Consider the following 14,782-nt stretch of genomic DNA (forward strand, 5'->3'; position numbering starts at 1 on the left):
CCGAGAGCCGAATCATGAGAGCCCTACGCAAGGCGCGCCTCGTCCTGCATCTGCTGCGCGGGATGGCGCTTGTCGCGCTGCTCTTCGAGCGTGTGGCGCCCGAGCGCCGCCAGGAGATCACGCGGCGCTGGACGTTGAAGATGCTGCAGCTCTGCGGGATGCGACTCGTCGTGCACAACGATGCGGCGCGGCTCGATGCACGCGCGCTCGTTGTCGGCAATCACGTGTCGTGGCTCGACATCTACGTGATCAACGCGTGGCGGCCGACGCCGTTCGTGTCGAAGGCCGAGGTGCGCGCGTGGCCCGTCGTCGGCTGGCTGGCGGAGCGCCTCGGCACCGTGTTCATCCAGCGCGAGAAGCGCAGCGAGGCGAAGCGGATCATGCACGAGCTGTCCGAGCGTCTCGGCAACGGCGAGCTGATGTGCGTGTTTCCGGAGGGCACGACATCCGACGGCCTCGGGCTGCTGCCGTTTCATTCGAACATGTTCCAGGCGGTGGTGTCGGCGGGCTGCTCGGTGCAGCCGATCTGCCTGATGTACGAGGACGCGCGCGGGCGACAGTCGGTCGCGCCCGCCTATGTCGGCGATCTGCCGCTCGGCAAGTCGCTCGACATGGTATTGGCGAACGGGCCGCTCACCGCGCACCTGTATGTAGGCGAGCCGATCGCCGCGACGGGTGACCGGCGCGAGATGGCCGCGCGCGCGCGCGCCGCGGTTGCGGATGCGCTCGCGCACATGCAGCGGAACGTCGAGCGCCCGCTCGACGCGGATCTCGCGCGGCTCGCGGCCGTCGCGTACTCGACGCCCGAGGCGCCGGCGGGCGAACCCGAAGCCGTGGGCGAGCCCGAAGTCGGCGTCGACGCGATTTCGCGCCGCGAAGGGTAGTTGCGGCGCACGCCGACACGTCGGCCGGCGCGCACTTCAAACGCGTGCGGGCGGATGCGGGCGAGGCAGGCATGTGTCGGGCGCACCCGCCCGCGCGGCTATTCTTCCGCCGCCCCGCAGCGCTCGCATGCGACCTGCGCGACTTCGCGCGCGGCCGGATCGTCGGCGAGCCGCACGGCCGACAGCCGATTGCCCCATACGCATCCCGAATCCAGCGCGACCAGGTTCTCGCGCAGCATCAGCCCCAACGCGGCCCAGTGACCGAACACGACCGTCACGTCAGCGGTTTTTCGGCTGGGCGCGTCGAACCACGGCAGGTAGCCGGCAGGCGCGGACGCCGGACCGCCGTTCGCCCGAAATTCCATTGCGCCTTCCGGCGTGCAGAAGCGAATGCGCGTGAACGCGTTGAACGCGACCCTCAGCCGGTCCGCTTTCTTCAGATCAGGGCTCCAGCAATTGGGGTCGTTGCCGTACAGGCCGCGCAACGTGTCGCGCCAGTTCGGCGCGCGCAGCGCGCGCTGCAATTCGTCGGCGAGCTCGAGCGCGAGCGCCGCGTCCCATTGCGGCAGCAGGCCCGCGTGCACCATCAGCATGCCGCGCTCGAAGTGCGCGAACGGCCGGTGGCGCACCCACTCGATCAGATCGTCGGCGTCGGGCGCGTCGAGGATCTCGCCGATCGTGTCGCCCGGCTTCAGTGTGCGAATCCCGGCCGCGACCGCGAGCAGGTGCAGATCGTGATTGCCGAGCACGGCGACCGCGCGTTCGCCGAGCCCGACGATCTCGCGCAGCGTCGCGAGCGACGCGGGGCCCCGGTTGACGAGGTCGCCCGCGAACCAGAGCGGGGTGTCGGCCGCCGGCGAGAGCTGGGCGAAGAGCTGCCGATACGCGGCGTGGCAGCCTTGGAGGTCGCCGAAAGCGATCGGCGGGCTGCTGGAGAAATTTGTCATTCCTTTGCATTCGTGACGAAACCGAGTTCACGGTATCACAAGAAACCACATCGATCCGAGCGGATCGGCGATGGATAAAATTCGATCCGGCATCGGTCTCTGTAGTAGAAACGTTCTCGAAAACGGTGGATCGATAGCAAACTTCACGAGCTGTTTCAAGATGTTAGAGGGATGTTTTTTCACTTCCTTGCCCGTATAATTGCGGCCTTGTGGGGCAGTCGCTGTGCACTGCCGACTTGGGCGCATGGTTCGATCGAGCCACGCGGCCGCAACCGGCGGTGACATTCGAGCGACCAACGGCATTCTCCCGACCATGCCGGCCATGCCGCATCACGCCGGTTGTTTGACCGACTCCCAATTTCAGCAAAGGAATTCCATGATCTTGGTAACGGGCGGCGCCGGTTTCATCGGCGCCAACTTCGTGCTTGACTGGCTGGCTCAATCCGACGAGGCGGTGCTGAACGTCGACAAGCTGACGTACGCGGGCAACCTCGGCACGTTGAAGTCGTTGCAGGGGAATCCGAAGCACGTGTTCGCGCGCGTAGACATCTGCGACCGCGCCGCAATCGACGCGCTGTTGGCGCAGTACAAGCCGCGCGCGATCCTGCACTTTGCCGCCGAGAGCCATGTGGACCGGTCGATTCACGGTCCGGCCGATTTCGTGCAGACGAACGTCGTCGGCACCTTCACGCTGCTCGAAGCCGCGCGCCAATACTGGAGCGCGCTCGACGCCGACGCGAAGGCGGCGTTCCGCTTCCTGCACGTGTCGACGGACGAGGTGTTCGGCTCGCTGTCGCCCGCCGATCCGCAGTTCTCCGAGACCACGCCGTACGCGCCGAACAGCCCGTACTCGGCGACGAAGGCGGGCTCCGACCATCTCGTGCGCGCGTATCACCACACGTACGGGCTGCCCACGCTCACGACGAACTGCTCGAACAACTACGGCCCGTATCAGTTCCCCGAGAAGCTGATTCCGCTGATGATTGCAAACGCGCTCGGCGGCAAGCCGCTGCCCGTTTACGGCGACGGCCAGAACGTGCGCGACTGGCTGTACGTCGGCGATCACTGCAGCGCGATTCGCGAGGTGCTCGCGCGCGGCGTGCCGGGCGAGACGTACAACGTCGGCGGCTGGAACGAGAAGAAGAACCTCGACGTCGTGCACACGCTGTGCGATCTGCTCGACGAAGCGCGGCCGAAGGCGGCCGGCTCGTACCGCGATCAGATCACGTATGTGACCGATCGTCCCGGCCACGATCGCCGCTATGCGATCGACGCGCGCAAGCTCGAGCGCGAGCTCGGCTGGAAGCCGGCCGAGACGTTCGAGACCGGCCTCGCGAAGACCGTGCGCTGGTATCTCGACAGCCAGGAGTGGGTCGACGAGGTGGCATCGGGCGATTATCGCAAGTGGGTCGAAACGAACTACGCGCAACGCGCGTAAAGGCTGAATCGATGGCGCGCAAGGGCATTATTCTCGCCGGCGGCTCCGGCACGCGGCTGTATCCGATCACGCATGCCGTGTCGAAGCAATTGCTGCCGGTCTACGACAAGCCGATGATCTACTACCCGCTGTCGACGCTGATGGTGGCGGGCATTCGCGACGTGCTGATCATCTCGACGCCGCAGGACACGCCGCGCTTCGAGACGATGCTGGGCGACGGCAGTCAATGGGGGATGAGCATCCGCTACGCGGTGCAGCCGTCGCCGGACGGGCTTGCGCAGGCGTTCATCATCGGCCGGGAATTCGTCGGCAACGATCCGTCGACGCTGATTCTCGGCGACAACATCTTCTACGGCCACGATCTCGCGAAGCAGCTCGAGCGGGCGTCGGCGCGGCAGGCGGGCGCGACGGTGTTCGCGTATCACGTGCACGATCCGGAGCGCTACGGCGTCGTCGAGTTCGACCGCGAATTCCGTGCGCTGTCGATCGAGGAGAAGCCCGCGAAGCCGCGCTCGAACTACGCGGTGACGGGGCTGTACTTCTACGACAACCAGGTGTGCGACATCGCGGCGGACATCAAGCCGTCGCCGCGCGGCGAGCTGGAGATCACGGACGTGAATTCCCGTTATCTCGCAGCGGGCTCGCTCGACGTCGAGATCATGGGCCGCGGCTACGCTTGGCTCGATACCGGCACGCACGATTCGCTGATCGAGGCGGCGACGTTCATCGCGACGCTGCAGAAGCGCCAGGGGCTCGTCGTCGCGTGCCCGGAGGAGATCGCGTACCGGCGGCAGTGGATCGATCAAGAGCAACTGCTCAAGCTCGCACAGCCTTTGTCGAAGAACGGCTATGGCCAGTATCTGAAAAACATTCTCACGGACCAAGTCGCATGGCCATCCAAGTAACTGCTACCGCTTTACCGGAAGTCAAGATCATCGAGCCGAAGGTGTTCGGCGACGCTCGCGGGTTCTTTTTCGAGAGTTTCAATGCTCGGGAATTTTCGGAACTCGTCGAGCCGGGCGTCGAATTCGTTCAGGACAATCATTCCCGATCCGCCCGCGGCGTGCTTCGCGGTCTGCACTATCAAATTCAGCACGCGCAAGGGAAACTCGTGCGTGTAGTCGACGGCGAAGTGTTCGACGTTGCGGTCGACGTCCGCAGGAGTTCGCCCAATTTCGGCAAGTGGGTCGGCGTACGGCTCTCTGCGGAGAACAAGCGGCAGCTTTGGGTGCCGGCGGGCTTCGCGCATGGCTTCGTTGTACTGAGCGAATCGGCGGATTTTCTGTACAAGACGACCGACTATTGGTATCCGGAGTTCGAGCGCAGCATCCTTTGGAGCGACGAGCAAATCGGTATCGAATGGCCGATTGATCGGGAGCCGCTTGTTGCCGCGAAGGATGCGGCAGGCAAGACGCTGAGCGAAGCCGAGGTCTATGCATGAAGATTTTGGTGACGGGGGCAAACGGCCAGGTGGGTTGGGAACTGGCTCGGAGTCTGGCGGTATTGGGGCAAGTTGTCCCGCTGGCGCGTGACGAGGCCGACCTCGGCCGCCCCGAGACGCTTGCACGAATCGTTGAGGATGCGAAGCCGGATGTCGTCGTCAATGCGGCGGCCTATACGGCGGTCGATGCCGCCGAATCCGATGGCGCTGCAGCTAAGGTGGTCAACGGTGAGGCGGTAGGCGTGCTGGCCGCTGCGACGAAGCGTGTCGGCGGCTTGTTCGTTCACTATTCGACGGACTACGTTTTTGACGGCACCAAATCGTCGCCATACATCGAGACGGATCCGACGTGTCCCGTCAATGCTTACGGCGCCAGCAAGTTGCTGGGAGAGTTGGCCGTTGCGGAGACGGGCGGCGATTGGCTGACGTTTCGCACCACGTGGGTGTTCGCCGCACGCGGCAAGAATTTTCTGCGAACGATGCTTCGTCTTGCCAAGGAGCGTGAAGAGATGAAGATCGTGGCCGATCAGTTCGGCGCGCCGACCTGGGCGCGATCGATTGCCGACGGGACGGCTCACGCGCTCGCGACTGCGATGCGTGAACGCGCGGCAGGTGCGTTTACGTCCGGTGTCTATCACATGACATCCGCGGGGCAGACTTCATGGCACGGTTTCGCGGACGCCATTGTCGCATCGTGGCGAGCGGTTCCGGGGGCGGCGCCGCTCGCCGTCAGCCGGATCGTGCCGATTCCGACGAGTGCCTATCCCGTGCCGGCACGGCGCCCGGCAAATTCGGTGCTGTCGAACGAGGCTCTGAAAGAGCGGTTCGGTATCGAACTGCCTGACTGGCGGTATGCAGTAGGGCTGTGCGTCAGAGATCTGCTTTCCCAATGAGATAAGAGAAGCAACCCGGCTTCACGCGATGTCGATAATTAGTGTCTTTACCTCTGCTCCGCGCGATCTCGTAAGCTCGGTCGCGCGGAACGCTTCGCTCATCTGGCAGATGACGAAGCGGGAAGTCGTCGGCCGCTATCGCGGGTCCGTGTTCGGCTTGGCTTGGTCCTTCTTCAATCCGCTGCTGATGCTTGCGGTGTATTCGTTCGTTTTTTCCTTTGTCTTCAAGTCGAGATGGGGAGGCGGAGCAGAAGATCACGGGCGTGCGCAATTTGCGATGATGCTGTTCGTCGGTATGACGATTCACGGGTTGTTCGCCGAATGTGTCAATCGAGCGCCGAGTCTGATTCTGAATAATCCGAGCTATGTGAAGAAGATCGTGTTTCCGCTGGAAATACTGCCTATCGTCGCGCTTCTGTCCGCCTTCTTTCATACCCTCGTCAGTCTGGCTGTACTGCTGTTGGGTTTTGCCCTGTTCAAGCATTTCATTTTCGCAAGTGCGTTGTTTTTGCCGATCGTTCTGTTGCCATTGATGCTGATGTCGCTTGGCGTGGCCTGGTTTCTTGCTGCCACGGGCGTGTTCGTGAGGGATGTTGGGCAGATTACGGGCTTGTTCACGATGGTGCTGATGTTCCTGTCTCCGGTGTTTTATCCGGCATCTGCGTTGCCGGAAAAGTATCGTTTCTGGCTGGAGCTCAATCCGCTGACGCTGTTCATCGAGCAGTCACGCGGGATACTGCTCGAAGGCAGAGTGCCGGATTTCCATCCGCTCGGTCTCGCGCTCCTCGGGGGCGTGGTCGTCGCATGCGCGGGCTTCAAGTATTTTCAGTTGATGCGCAAGGGGTTTGCCGATGTCCTCTGAATTACCGGCAATCAGCGTCCAAGACGTCAGCAAGCACTTTCGCGTATTTGCCAAACCGGCCGACCGCCTGAAGGCCGCAGTTCGACATCGCATCGGCGGACTCGCGAAGTTGGTTCCTGCTCGTTTGCTCGGAACGGAAGGTGCGAGCGAGTTTCATGCGCTGCAGCATGTGTCGTTTCACGTGCAAAAGGGCGAGACGATCGGAATCATCGGCCGCAACGGCTCGGGAAAGTCGACGTTGCTGCAGATTATCTGCGGGACGCTCACGCCGTCGGGTGGCCGGGTCGCGATCAATGGGCGCGTTGCCGCGCTGCTCGAACTCGGAGCAGGCTTCAATCCGGAGTTCACTGGCCGCGAGAACGTATTCATGAATGCGGCGTTGCTCGGGCTCTCGAAAGCCCAGATCGAAGAGCGGCTCGACGCTATCTTCGCTTTTGCGGATATCGGCGACTTCGTGGATCAACCGGTCAAGACCTATTCGAGCGGCATGTACGTGCGGCTTGCTTTTGCAGTCATTGCGCACGTCGACGCCGACGTGCTCGTGATCGATGAAGCGTTGGCCGTCGGGGACGCATTCTTCACCCAAAAATGCATGCGTTTCCTACGCGCATTCATGGAGCGGGGCACCGTTCTATTTGTCAGCCACGATACGAACGCGGTCGTCAATCTCTGTACCCGCGTCGTATGGCTCGACAAGGGGCGTGTTCGCGAAATCGGTCCGGCAAAGGACGTTTGCGATTCGTATCTCGAGGCTTTCTATGAAGAGCAGCATCGCGCATCGGGACGAAGCGCTCACGCGCCTGAGCGCAGCAGCGTCGTGCGCGCGATAGCCGAAGGCGATATGCGCGATCAGCGCGCACTGCTCGTCAATGCGTCGAAGCTGCGAAACGACGTGGAGTTGTTCCAGTTCACTGCGGACGCGAAGAATTTCGGTCTTGGCGGCGCATCGATCGAGCACGTCGGCATCGAGGACGGCACGGGAGCGTCGCTGAACTGGGTAGTGGGAGGCGAGATCGTCTGTATCCGTATTGCCGTCAAGGCGTTGCAGAACCTGCAGCGCGCCATTGTCGGGTTCATTGTCCGGGATCGGCTCGGGCAAAATCTGTTCGGCGACAACACGTATCTCACGACGCTCAACGAACCGTTCGCTGTAGCGGCGGGCGAGAGCTTTTCGGTTCGATTCGGGTTCAGGATGCCGGTTCTGCCGGTGGGTGATTATTCGGTGACGGTCGCCGTTGCCGACGGATCGCAAAGCGACCATGTGATCCACCAATGGCTGCACGATGCGGTGCTGTTGAAGTCGCATTCGACGAGTGTTAGTACGGGGTTAATAGGTATTCCAATGCATGAAATCGTGCTTGAGCGGGATACGCTGAGCGAGATTGGGGCGGCGCAATGAAATCTGAAATACCTGTCACCGTGCCTGAGCGATTCAATACGGCCGACGTGCTGGGGGGGGCACAGCCCACCCGCGTCGCGGATCGGTCGACGCTTGCGAATCCCGCTGACCGGCTCTCGACCCACGATAACGGCTTCGGGTTGCTTCGTCTGCTGTTCGCGACGATGGTGCTTTGGGACCATGCGTTTCCACTTGGGGGCTTCGGTGCCGACCCGATGTGGCGCCTGACGCTCAATCAGGATTCGATGGGCGGCATCTGCGTTTCCGGCTTCTTCGCGATCAGCGGATTCCTCATCGCGAAGAGCGGCATGCGAGCGGATGCGTTGCAGTTTGCGTGGCGCCGATGTGTGCGGATCTTCCCGGCGTACTGGGCGGTGCTGATCGTCACCGCGCTCGGTGTCGGGCCGATCATTCACTATGTGCAGGCCGGAACGCTGCATGGATATTGGAATGCGGCACTTGGTGGTCCGCTGGGCTATATCGTGAACAACTGGCGGCTCACGATCGGACAGTACGGAATCAACGATCTGCTGCGGGACACCACGCCCTATGGGCGTTCGATTTCGGAGAGCGTGTTCAACGGCTCGATTTGGACGTTGATATACGAGGCGAAATGCTATGTGTTGGTTGGCCTTTTTGCGGTGTTCGGACTTCTTACGGAGCACCGCCGGGTGTTGCTTGCTGTAACGGTTGTCTCGTGGTTAGTCCTCGCGGTCCAGACCATCAATCCGGCATTCTCCGCTCAACTCGTCCCGTGGGCTGGAGATCGCCATCTCGTCCAATACGGGACGATTTTCCTGATCGGATCGAGTGCCGCGGCGTACTCGAAGAGTCTGCCGATTTCGGACAAGCTGGGAGCGTTTGCTGTCGTCATTTATCTGATTTCATTGTTCAAGGGCGGATATCTGCTGCTTGGCTATCCGGCGATGGTATACGCGATCCTCTGGCTTGCTTGCCGTCTGCCGCGCTGGGCGCGCCGGATCGGCTCCCGGAACGACTACTCGTATGGGATCTACGTGTTCGGTTTCCTCGTTCAGCAGGTCTTGGCATACGTGGGGGCATACAAGTACGGTTTTGTTTTTTATCTTGCCGCCTCGGTGTTCTTTACCTTCATCTGCGCATGGTTCAGTTGGCATCTGATCGAGAAACGCGCACTGGCGTTGAAGGATTGGGGGCCCGGACAAGGATGGAAGTACTGTTTGGCTAGATTGACTATGAAGAAAGAGGGAGTGTGATGAGCGACGTGAATGCAAGCTTGGTTGACGGGAAGAAGATCCTCGTGACCGGTGGGGCTGGCTTTATCGGCTGCGCGATATCGGAGCGACTCGCAGCGCGTGCAAGCCGCTACGTCGTAATGGACAACTTGCATCCGCAGATCCATGCGAACGCGGTTCGTCCTGTCGCGCTTCACGAGAAAGCGGAACTCGTCGTTGCCGACGTCACGGACGCCGGTGCATGGGATGCGCTGCTGAGCGATTTCCAACCGGAAATCATCATACATCTGGCCGCCGAAACGGGCACTGGCCAATCGTTGACGGAAGCGAGCCGGCATGCACTCGTCAACGTCGTCGGCACCACGCGGCTGACGGACGCGATCGTCAAGCATGGCATCGCGGTCGAGCACATCCTGCTGACGAGCAGCCGAGCAGTCTATGGCGAAGGCGCATGGCAGAAGGCAGATGGCACGATCGTCTATCCCGGCCAACGCGGGCGTGCCCAACTCGAGGCCGCGCAATGGGATTTCCCGGGGATGACGATGCTGCCTTCGCGCGCGGACCGTACCGAGCCGCGGCCGACGAGCGTCTATGGGGCGACGAAGCTTGCGCAGGAACACGTACTTCGTGCATGGTCGCTCGCGACGAAAACGCCGCTATCGATTTTGCGTCTGCAGAACGTTTATGGCCCCGGTCAATCGTTGACCAACTCCTATACCGGCATCGTCGCGCTTTTCTCTCGGCTTGCTCGAGAAAAGAAGGTGATTCCGCTCTACGAAGACGGCAATGTGACGCGCGATTTCGTCAGCATCGACGATGTTGCCGACGCCATTGTCGCGACGTTGGCGCGCGAGCCGGAAGCGCTCTCCCTTTTCGATATCGGCTCCGGGCAAGCGACGAGCATTCTCGACATGGCTCGAATCATCGCGGCGCATTACGGTGCTCCCGAGCCGCAGGTCAACGGCGCATTCCGCGACGGAGATGTGCGCCACGCGGCGTGCGATCTGAGCGAATCGTTGGCGAATCTCGGATGGAAGCCGCAGTGGTCGCTCGAACGCGGGATCGGCGAATTGCAGACCTGGATCGCGCAAGAGCTTGATCGCAAGAACTAGTCATACATCAGAGGTTACAAGTGCCACTGCACGATACGACAATCATCGGTCCCGCGTCCTTGCGGATTCAGTCGGTCCTGTATAACAACAGTCAGCAGCACATCGATACGGCTCTCGAGAGCATCGGTCGTGCCGCCGATCTGGCGATTGCGTCCGGTGCTTTGTCATCGGTGGAAATCGCGTTGGGAGATTGCTCGCCGGAACCCGTCTTTACGCCTGAAGAGATCGAGGCGCGCAGCGCCAAACTGCGTCCGCAAGGCGTTACGCGGATTCAGTACACGTTCTTCGACGCGAATCTCGGATCAGCCGCCGGACAGAATCGCCTGCTCGCCGATTTGCAGACCGATCTCGTGTTGATCCTGAATCCGGACACGGTGGTGGCGCCCAATATCTTCGGCGAACTGGTGCGGCCGATGCGCAAGCCAGGGGTGGGCATCGTCGAGGCGAGGCAGGTGCCGATCGAGCACCCGAAGGATTACGATCCGGTCACGGGCGAGACGAGCTGGGCGGCGACCGCTTGCGCCCTCGTTTCGTCAGCGGTCGCAAAGGAAGTCAACGGCTTTGATTCGGACGCATTCTTCCTGTACTGCGACGACGTGGATTTTTCGTGGCGAGTGCGTCTTGCCGGTTACAAGGTGGTGTTTCAGCCGTCGGCGGCGCTGTTTCACGACAAACGCCTTTCGACGGCGGGCAAATGGATTGTCGGTGGAGCCGAGGAATATTATTCGGCGGAGGCCGCGCTCATCCTCGCGCACAAGTACTCGAATAGCGCGTTGGCCGATCGTATCGAGCGCCAGCTCCTCGCCCACGGCAGCGAGGTCGAAAAAAAGGCCGCCAGGAAGTATCGGGATCTCAAGGATGCCGGGAAACTGCCAGCCCAGATCGATCCCGGGCATCGCGTGGCTCAATTCGTCGATGGCTTCTACGCGAAACACCGCTTCTAAACTATGAATTCTGCAACTTATCAGTTCCACTATCACGAGTATTCGGTGTACAGCAATGTCGTCGAGCTGATCACGGAATTCGGCGCGCGAGATGGCGTGCATCTCGACATCGGCTGCGGATACGGCGCGATCGCGGAACCCGTTCGCGACCTCGGGCTCACGTACATCGGTTTCGATGCCGACGAGGATTCGCTGCGGGATTTGCAATCGCGAGGCTTCGAGGCGAAGCGAATTGACTTGCACCGTCTGGACGACGTGTTCGCGGAGATTGCCGCCGCCGTCAACGGCCGCAATGTGGTGTCGATTTCAATTATCGATACGCTGGAGCACATTACAAATGGGCCGGCATTGCTCGACCGTCTGCGGGAGTTTGCCGAACAGCGTTCGATTCTGCTTGTGATCAGCGTGCCGAACGGCGGGCATCGCGATCTCGGCGCAAAGCTGCTTGCCGGGCATTGGGATTATACGGAGGTCGGCCTTCTCGATCATACGCACGTCATTCACCATACCGATCGCCTGCTGGCGGCGATGGCCAAGCGTGCCGGCTGGCACGAAGTGGGGGCGCGCGACTATGAGCTCGAATCCAGCGATCAGGCGTTCCCTCCGGCTCATCCGCTGTTGACGGGAAACACGGCGGCGTCACGCTATCTGCAGCAGATCCGTCGCGCTTCGGATGCTTTCGGGACAGTGAACGAATTGGTGCGGGCTTACTTGCCGGGCGCGCGTCATGACGTTCCTCTGCTCGCCGATCCGAAAGAGGCACGGCCGTTTCTGTCAATCGTCACGCGTACGCAAGCCAAGCGGCTTGGCAATCTGCGCGATGTCCTGCTTTGCCTCACCGCACAGACTTGTCAGGACTTCGAAATCCTCGTCGTGACGCACAAAGTGGACGGCGATCCGTACTATGCCGTCAGGCGGATCGTCGAAGATTTGCCCGAGTCGATTCGCAATCGTGCGCGTGTGCTTCGTTGTGATCGGGGTGGCCGCACCGCGCCGCTGAATGACGGTTTCGCCGCCGCGAGAGGGCATTACGTCGCGATTCTGGACGACGATGAGTTGGTCTTCGCGCACTGGGTCGAGACGTTCAAGAAGATGAGCGAGAAGGCGGCTGGCTGTGTGCTGCGCGCGACGGCCGCCGAGCAAGACATCGTGTCGACGGGCGTGCGGCCGGACGGGGCGCTCGGCTATCGGACCGTTTCGGCGATCACGACGCCGTACCCGTCGCACTTCGACCTTTTCGAGCATCTATCACAAAATTATTCGCCGCCTGTATCGCTCGCGTTTCCGCGAGCGGCTTTTCAAGAGTTGGGCATCCGGTTCGACGAAGAGCTGGATACGGCGGAGGACTGGGACTTCGAAATGCGCACAGCCTTCGTCTGTGGCGTCGAGAGCAGCCCGGAAATTACCGGTATCTACCGAAAGTGGCGTTCCGGCGAATCGTCCTTTTCGATCCATTCGCAGGACGAATGGCGGCGCGATTACGAAAGGATCGTAGCGAAGCACAACGCCGAGTATCACGTGTTTCCCCCAGGCACGATCAAGCTCATTGTCGATCAGCGCAACTGGATTAAGAAGCTCGAGCACGATATTGCCGTGCTGCAGGGCGCGGCAAAGCTCGATGCGTTGCGCCGGTTCTTTATCAGGCATCCTCGTCTGTACCGGATGGTGCGGATGACCTACGACAATTCGAAGATCGTCGCTCGGAGAATCGTTCGGCGCTTGGGGTAATTCGTCGATGCCGGCGGGTGCGTGTCGTGTGTCACGAAGGCAGGAATAGAGATGCGGTTTGATATATCCGTCGTGGTGTATCGAGAGACGGAGGAAACCCTCGCCGGTCTTCTCGACAGCCTCGCCGCTCAAGTAGCATGCCCGGATACTGTGGTCCGGGTATGGTTGCGCAACAACGATCCCGCCGACGCCGAGCGGTGGGATCGGTTCGTGCACGATCGGCCGCGGTATCCGTTCGACGTCTCGATTTCGCATTCCCCGCAGAACGTGGGCTTCGGCCTTGCGCACAATGCGACGTTCGAAATGGGCGACGCCCCGTTCTTCTTTGTCTTGAACCCGGATGCGCGACTGCATTCGAATGCAGTCGCGGCGTTGCGGAAGGCGATAGACGCGTCGGCCGGCGACGTTGGCGCATGGGAGTTGCGGCAACTGCCGTATGAGCATCCGAAACTGTACGATCCCGTTTCGCTAGGAACGGACTGGGTGACAGGCGCCGCCGTCGTGTTCCGGCGAGCGGCGCTTGAGCAGGTGAGCGGTTTCGAGCCGCGTATCTTCATGTACGGGGAAGATGTCGACCTGTCGTGGCGTTTGCGTGCGGTGGGCTGGACATTACGGTATGTGCCGCAAGCGGCCGTTGTGCACCGGACGTATGCGAAACCAATGGAGGCCAAGCCGCTCCAGATTACGGGCGGCGTGCTCGCGTCGTTGCAATTGCGCACGAGGTTCGGGTCCTGGGCCGATATCGCACGCGGCCTCGGCTGCTGGGTCGCCGAGCTCGCGAGACCGGCGCGCTTCCCGCATGCGCGACGCAAGCATCTGACGATGCTGGTGCGTTATCTTCGAAGCGCCGCGTACTTCAGGCGCACGGGTGCGCGGTATCGCACAGGTGGATTCCGTCCTGACTTTCGTTTTTGGGGATATGGCGATCGGCGCGATGGCGCTTTTTTTGCCTTTGCCGTCGAGGAACTCGATGCGAGCACTGTGCCGCTCGTTTCGATCATCGTGCGAACGCACCGCCGACCGGCATTGTTGCGAGAGGCGTTGATGTCGCTGTCGCATCAAACTTATCCGCGCGTCGAAGTCATCGTCGTCGAAGACGGCGAGCCGGAGAGTCGCGCCATGATCGAGCAGGAGTTCGCTAGTCGCCTCGACATTCGCTACCAGGCGACGGGCGTGCCCGTTGGCAGGAGTGCCGCAGGCAATCTCGGTCTTTCGCTCGCAGCCGGAGAATGGCTCGGGTTTCTCGACGACGACGACCAGTTCTACGCCGACCACGTTGAAGCAATGATGCAGGTTGCGGGAAGTGGTGCGAACCGAGCGGTCTATGGCGCGTCGCACGAGATACCGACCGAATTTGTGCGGCTGACGCAAGGGGAAGCGATATATCGCGAAGGGCCGGCATCGCTCAAGTATCGACCGTATTCGCGCTTGGCAATGTGGCAGGAGAATTTAGCTCCGATTCAAGCGGTCCTGTTCCATCGAAGCTTGTATGAAGAATTCGGCGGATTCGACGAGGACTTGGATCAACTTGAGGACTGGGTGCTATGGGTTCGCTATTCCTGCGCGACCGACTTTTGTTCTTTCATGCGGGTCACATCCCGCTACCGGGTTCCGATGGCAGCCAAGGTCGCCGTCGAGCGCCAGGCCCGACTCCATGACGCCTATGTCGTCGCACTGGAGCGACAGCGGACGATGCGGGTGACGCTGAGTCCGTTCGACGTCGCCGCCATGGCGGAGGAACAGGCCCGCCGGCATGCTATCGTTCACGTCTCGAGGCAGACCGCGCGAAAGCTGCTCGTGCAAGTGCCGTTCATGCGGGCTTTGTTGTCGAGCCAGGCTGGGTGGCGCCGGCGCGTGAGAGCGCTGTATCGCCGGATGTCTCCGCGCTCCTGATGCTGGGCGGGGGGGCGCCGGTCCGTC

At 61.5% G+C, this 14,782-nt stretch carries 13 protein-coding genes; 12 read left to right on the forward strand and 1 reads right to left on the reverse strand.

What is annotated here, in order from left to right:
• Positions 1-14: 14 nt before the first annotated feature.
• Complete coding sequence (locus BTH_RS19685; protein WP_009889579.1) at positions 15-884, forward strand: lysophospholipid acyltransferase family protein; 870 nt, start codon at positions 15-17, stop codon at positions 882-884.
• A gap of 98 nt (positions 885-982) precedes the next feature.
• On the opposite strand, the gene BTH_RS19690 is transcribed toward BTH_RS19685, so the two are convergent.
• Positions 983-1,831 (reverse strand): symmetrical bis(5'-nucleosyl)-tetraphosphatase, encoded by an 849-nt coding sequence (locus BTH_RS19690; protein ID WP_009889582.1) that lies wholly within the window; start codon positions 1,829-1,831, stop codon positions 983-985.
• Between the two features lie 376 nt (positions 1,832-2,207).
• Here BTH_RS19690 and rfbB point away from each other — a divergent pair, with 376 nt between their 5' ends.
• From rfbB to BTH_RS19745, 11 genes are read left to right on the forward strand one after another with little or no spacing between them, the layout of a single operon-like run.
• On the forward strand, positions 2,208-3,269 hold the full coding sequence (gene rfbB, locus BTH_RS19695; protein WP_009889583.1) for a dTDP-glucose 4,6-dehydratase: 1,062 nt from the start codon (positions 2,208-2,210) through the stop codon (positions 3,267-3,269).
• An 11-nt stretch (positions 3,270-3,280) separates the two neighbouring features.
• Positions 3,281-4,174, forward strand: coding sequence for a glucose-1-phosphate thymidylyltransferase RfbA (gene rfbA, locus BTH_RS19700; RefSeq protein ID WP_009889584.1), 894 nt, complete (start codon positions 3,281-3,283; stop codon positions 4,172-4,174).
• Positions 4,159-4,710 (forward strand): dTDP-4-dehydrorhamnose 3,5-epimerase, encoded by a 552-nt coding sequence (rfbC, locus tag BTH_RS19705; RefSeq protein WP_009889585.1) that lies wholly within the window; start codon positions 4,159-4,161, stop codon positions 4,708-4,710. Before rfbA ends, rfbC begins: the two co-directional genes overlap by 16 nt.
• Positions 4,707-5,603 carry a dTDP-4-dehydrorhamnose reductase gene (rfbD, locus tag BTH_RS19710; RefSeq protein ID WP_009889586.1) on the forward strand — a complete coding sequence of 299 codons (897 nt, stop codon included), beginning with the start codon at positions 4,707-4,709 and terminating at the stop codon, positions 5,601-5,603. The genes rfbC and rfbD overlap by 4 nt, the downstream gene beginning before the upstream one ends.
• A 28-nt stretch (positions 5,604-5,631) precedes the next feature.
• Entirely contained in the window at positions 5,632-6,465 is an 834-nt protein-coding gene (locus BTH_RS19715; RefSeq protein ID WP_009889588.1) for an ABC transporter permease, read from the forward strand.
• Complete coding sequence (locus BTH_RS19720; RefSeq protein ID WP_011402077.1) at positions 6,455-7,864, forward strand: ABC transporter ATP-binding protein; 1,410 nt, start codon at positions 6,455-6,457, stop codon at positions 7,862-7,864. Before BTH_RS19715 ends, BTH_RS19720 begins: the two co-directional genes overlap by 11 nt.
• Positions 7,861-9,099 carry an acyltransferase family protein gene (locus BTH_RS19725; protein WP_009889594.1) on the forward strand — a complete coding sequence of 413 codons (1,239 nt, stop codon included), beginning with the start codon at positions 7,861-7,863 and terminating at the stop codon, positions 9,097-9,099. Before BTH_RS19720 ends, BTH_RS19725 begins: the two co-directional genes overlap by 4 nt.
• Positions 9,099-10,190: a dTDP-L-rhamnose 4-epimerase gene (gene wbiB / locus BTH_RS19730; protein WP_009889595.1), complete on the forward strand. Its 1,092-nt coding sequence runs from the start codon at positions 9,099-9,101 to the stop codon at positions 10,188-10,190. Before BTH_RS19725 ends, wbiB begins: the two co-directional genes overlap by 1 nt.
• 20 nt (positions 10,191-10,210) lie before the next feature.
• Positions 10,211-11,134, forward strand: coding sequence for a glycosyltransferase family 2 protein (locus tag BTH_RS19735; protein WP_011402078.1), 924 nt, complete (start codon positions 10,211-10,213; stop codon positions 11,132-11,134).
• Between the two features lie 3 nt (positions 11,135-11,137).
• Entirely contained in the window at positions 11,138-12,862 is a 1,725-nt protein-coding gene (locus BTH_RS19740) for a methyltransferase domain-containing protein (RefSeq protein WP_009889597.1), read from the forward strand.
• 51 nt (positions 12,863-12,913) lie between these two features.
• Positions 12,914-14,755: a glycosyltransferase family 2 protein gene (locus BTH_RS19745; protein ID WP_009889598.1), complete on the forward strand. Its 1,842-nt coding sequence runs from the start codon at positions 12,914-12,916 to the stop codon at positions 14,753-14,755.
• The last annotated feature ends 27 nt before the right edge of the window (positions 14,756-14,782 follow it).

The organism is Burkholderia thailandensis E264, assembly GCF_000012365.1.
GTDB classification, from domain to species: Bacteria; Pseudomonadota; Gammaproteobacteria; order Burkholderiales; family Burkholderiaceae; genus Burkholderia; species Burkholderia thailandensis.

What these genes read in the sequence shown, in the direction of transcription:
- BTH_RS19685 (WP_009889579.1), top strand. Translation starts at nt 15, where the DNA reads ATGAGAGCCCTACGCAAGGCGCGCCTCGTCCTGCATCTGCTGCGCGGG.
- BTH_RS19690 (WP_009889582.1), bottom strand. Translation starts at nt 1,831, where the DNA reads ATGACAAATTTCTCCAGCAGCCCGCCGATCGCTTTCGGCGACCTCCAA.
- rfbB (WP_009889583.1), top strand. Translation starts at nt 2,208, where the DNA reads ATGATCTTGGTAACGGGCGGCGCCGGTTTCATCGGCGCCAACTTCGTG.
- rfbA (WP_009889584.1), top strand. Translation starts at nt 3,281, where the DNA reads ATGGCGCGCAAGGGCATTATTCTCGCCGGCGGCTCCGGCACGCGGCTG.
- rfbC (WP_009889585.1), top strand. Translation starts at nt 4,159, where the DNA reads ATGGCCATCCAAGTAACTGCTACCGCTTTACCGGAAGTCAAGATCATC.
- rfbD (WP_009889586.1), top strand. Translation starts at nt 4,707, where the DNA reads ATGAAGATTTTGGTGACGGGGGCAAACGGCCAGGTGGGTTGGGAACTG.
- BTH_RS19715 (WP_009889588.1), top strand. Translation starts at nt 5,632, where the DNA reads ATGTCGATAATTAGTGTCTTTACCTCTGCTCCGCGCGATCTCGTAAGC.
- BTH_RS19720 (WP_011402077.1), top strand. Translation starts at nt 6,455, where the DNA reads ATGTCCTCTGAATTACCGGCAATCAGCGTCCAAGACGTCAGCAAGCAC.
- BTH_RS19725 (WP_009889594.1), top strand. Translation starts at nt 7,861, where the DNA reads ATGAAATCTGAAATACCTGTCACCGTGCCTGAGCGATTCAATACGGCC.
- wbiB (WP_009889595.1), top strand. Translation starts at nt 9,099, where the DNA reads ATGAGCGACGTGAATGCAAGCTTGGTTGACGGGAAGAAGATCCTCGTG.
- BTH_RS19740 (WP_009889597.1), top strand. Translation starts at nt 11,138, where the DNA reads ATGAATTCTGCAACTTATCAGTTCCACTATCACGAGTATTCGGTGTAC.
- BTH_RS19745 (WP_009889598.1), top strand. Translation starts at nt 12,914, where the DNA reads ATGCGGTTTGATATATCCGTCGTGGTGTATCGAGAGACGGAGGAAACC.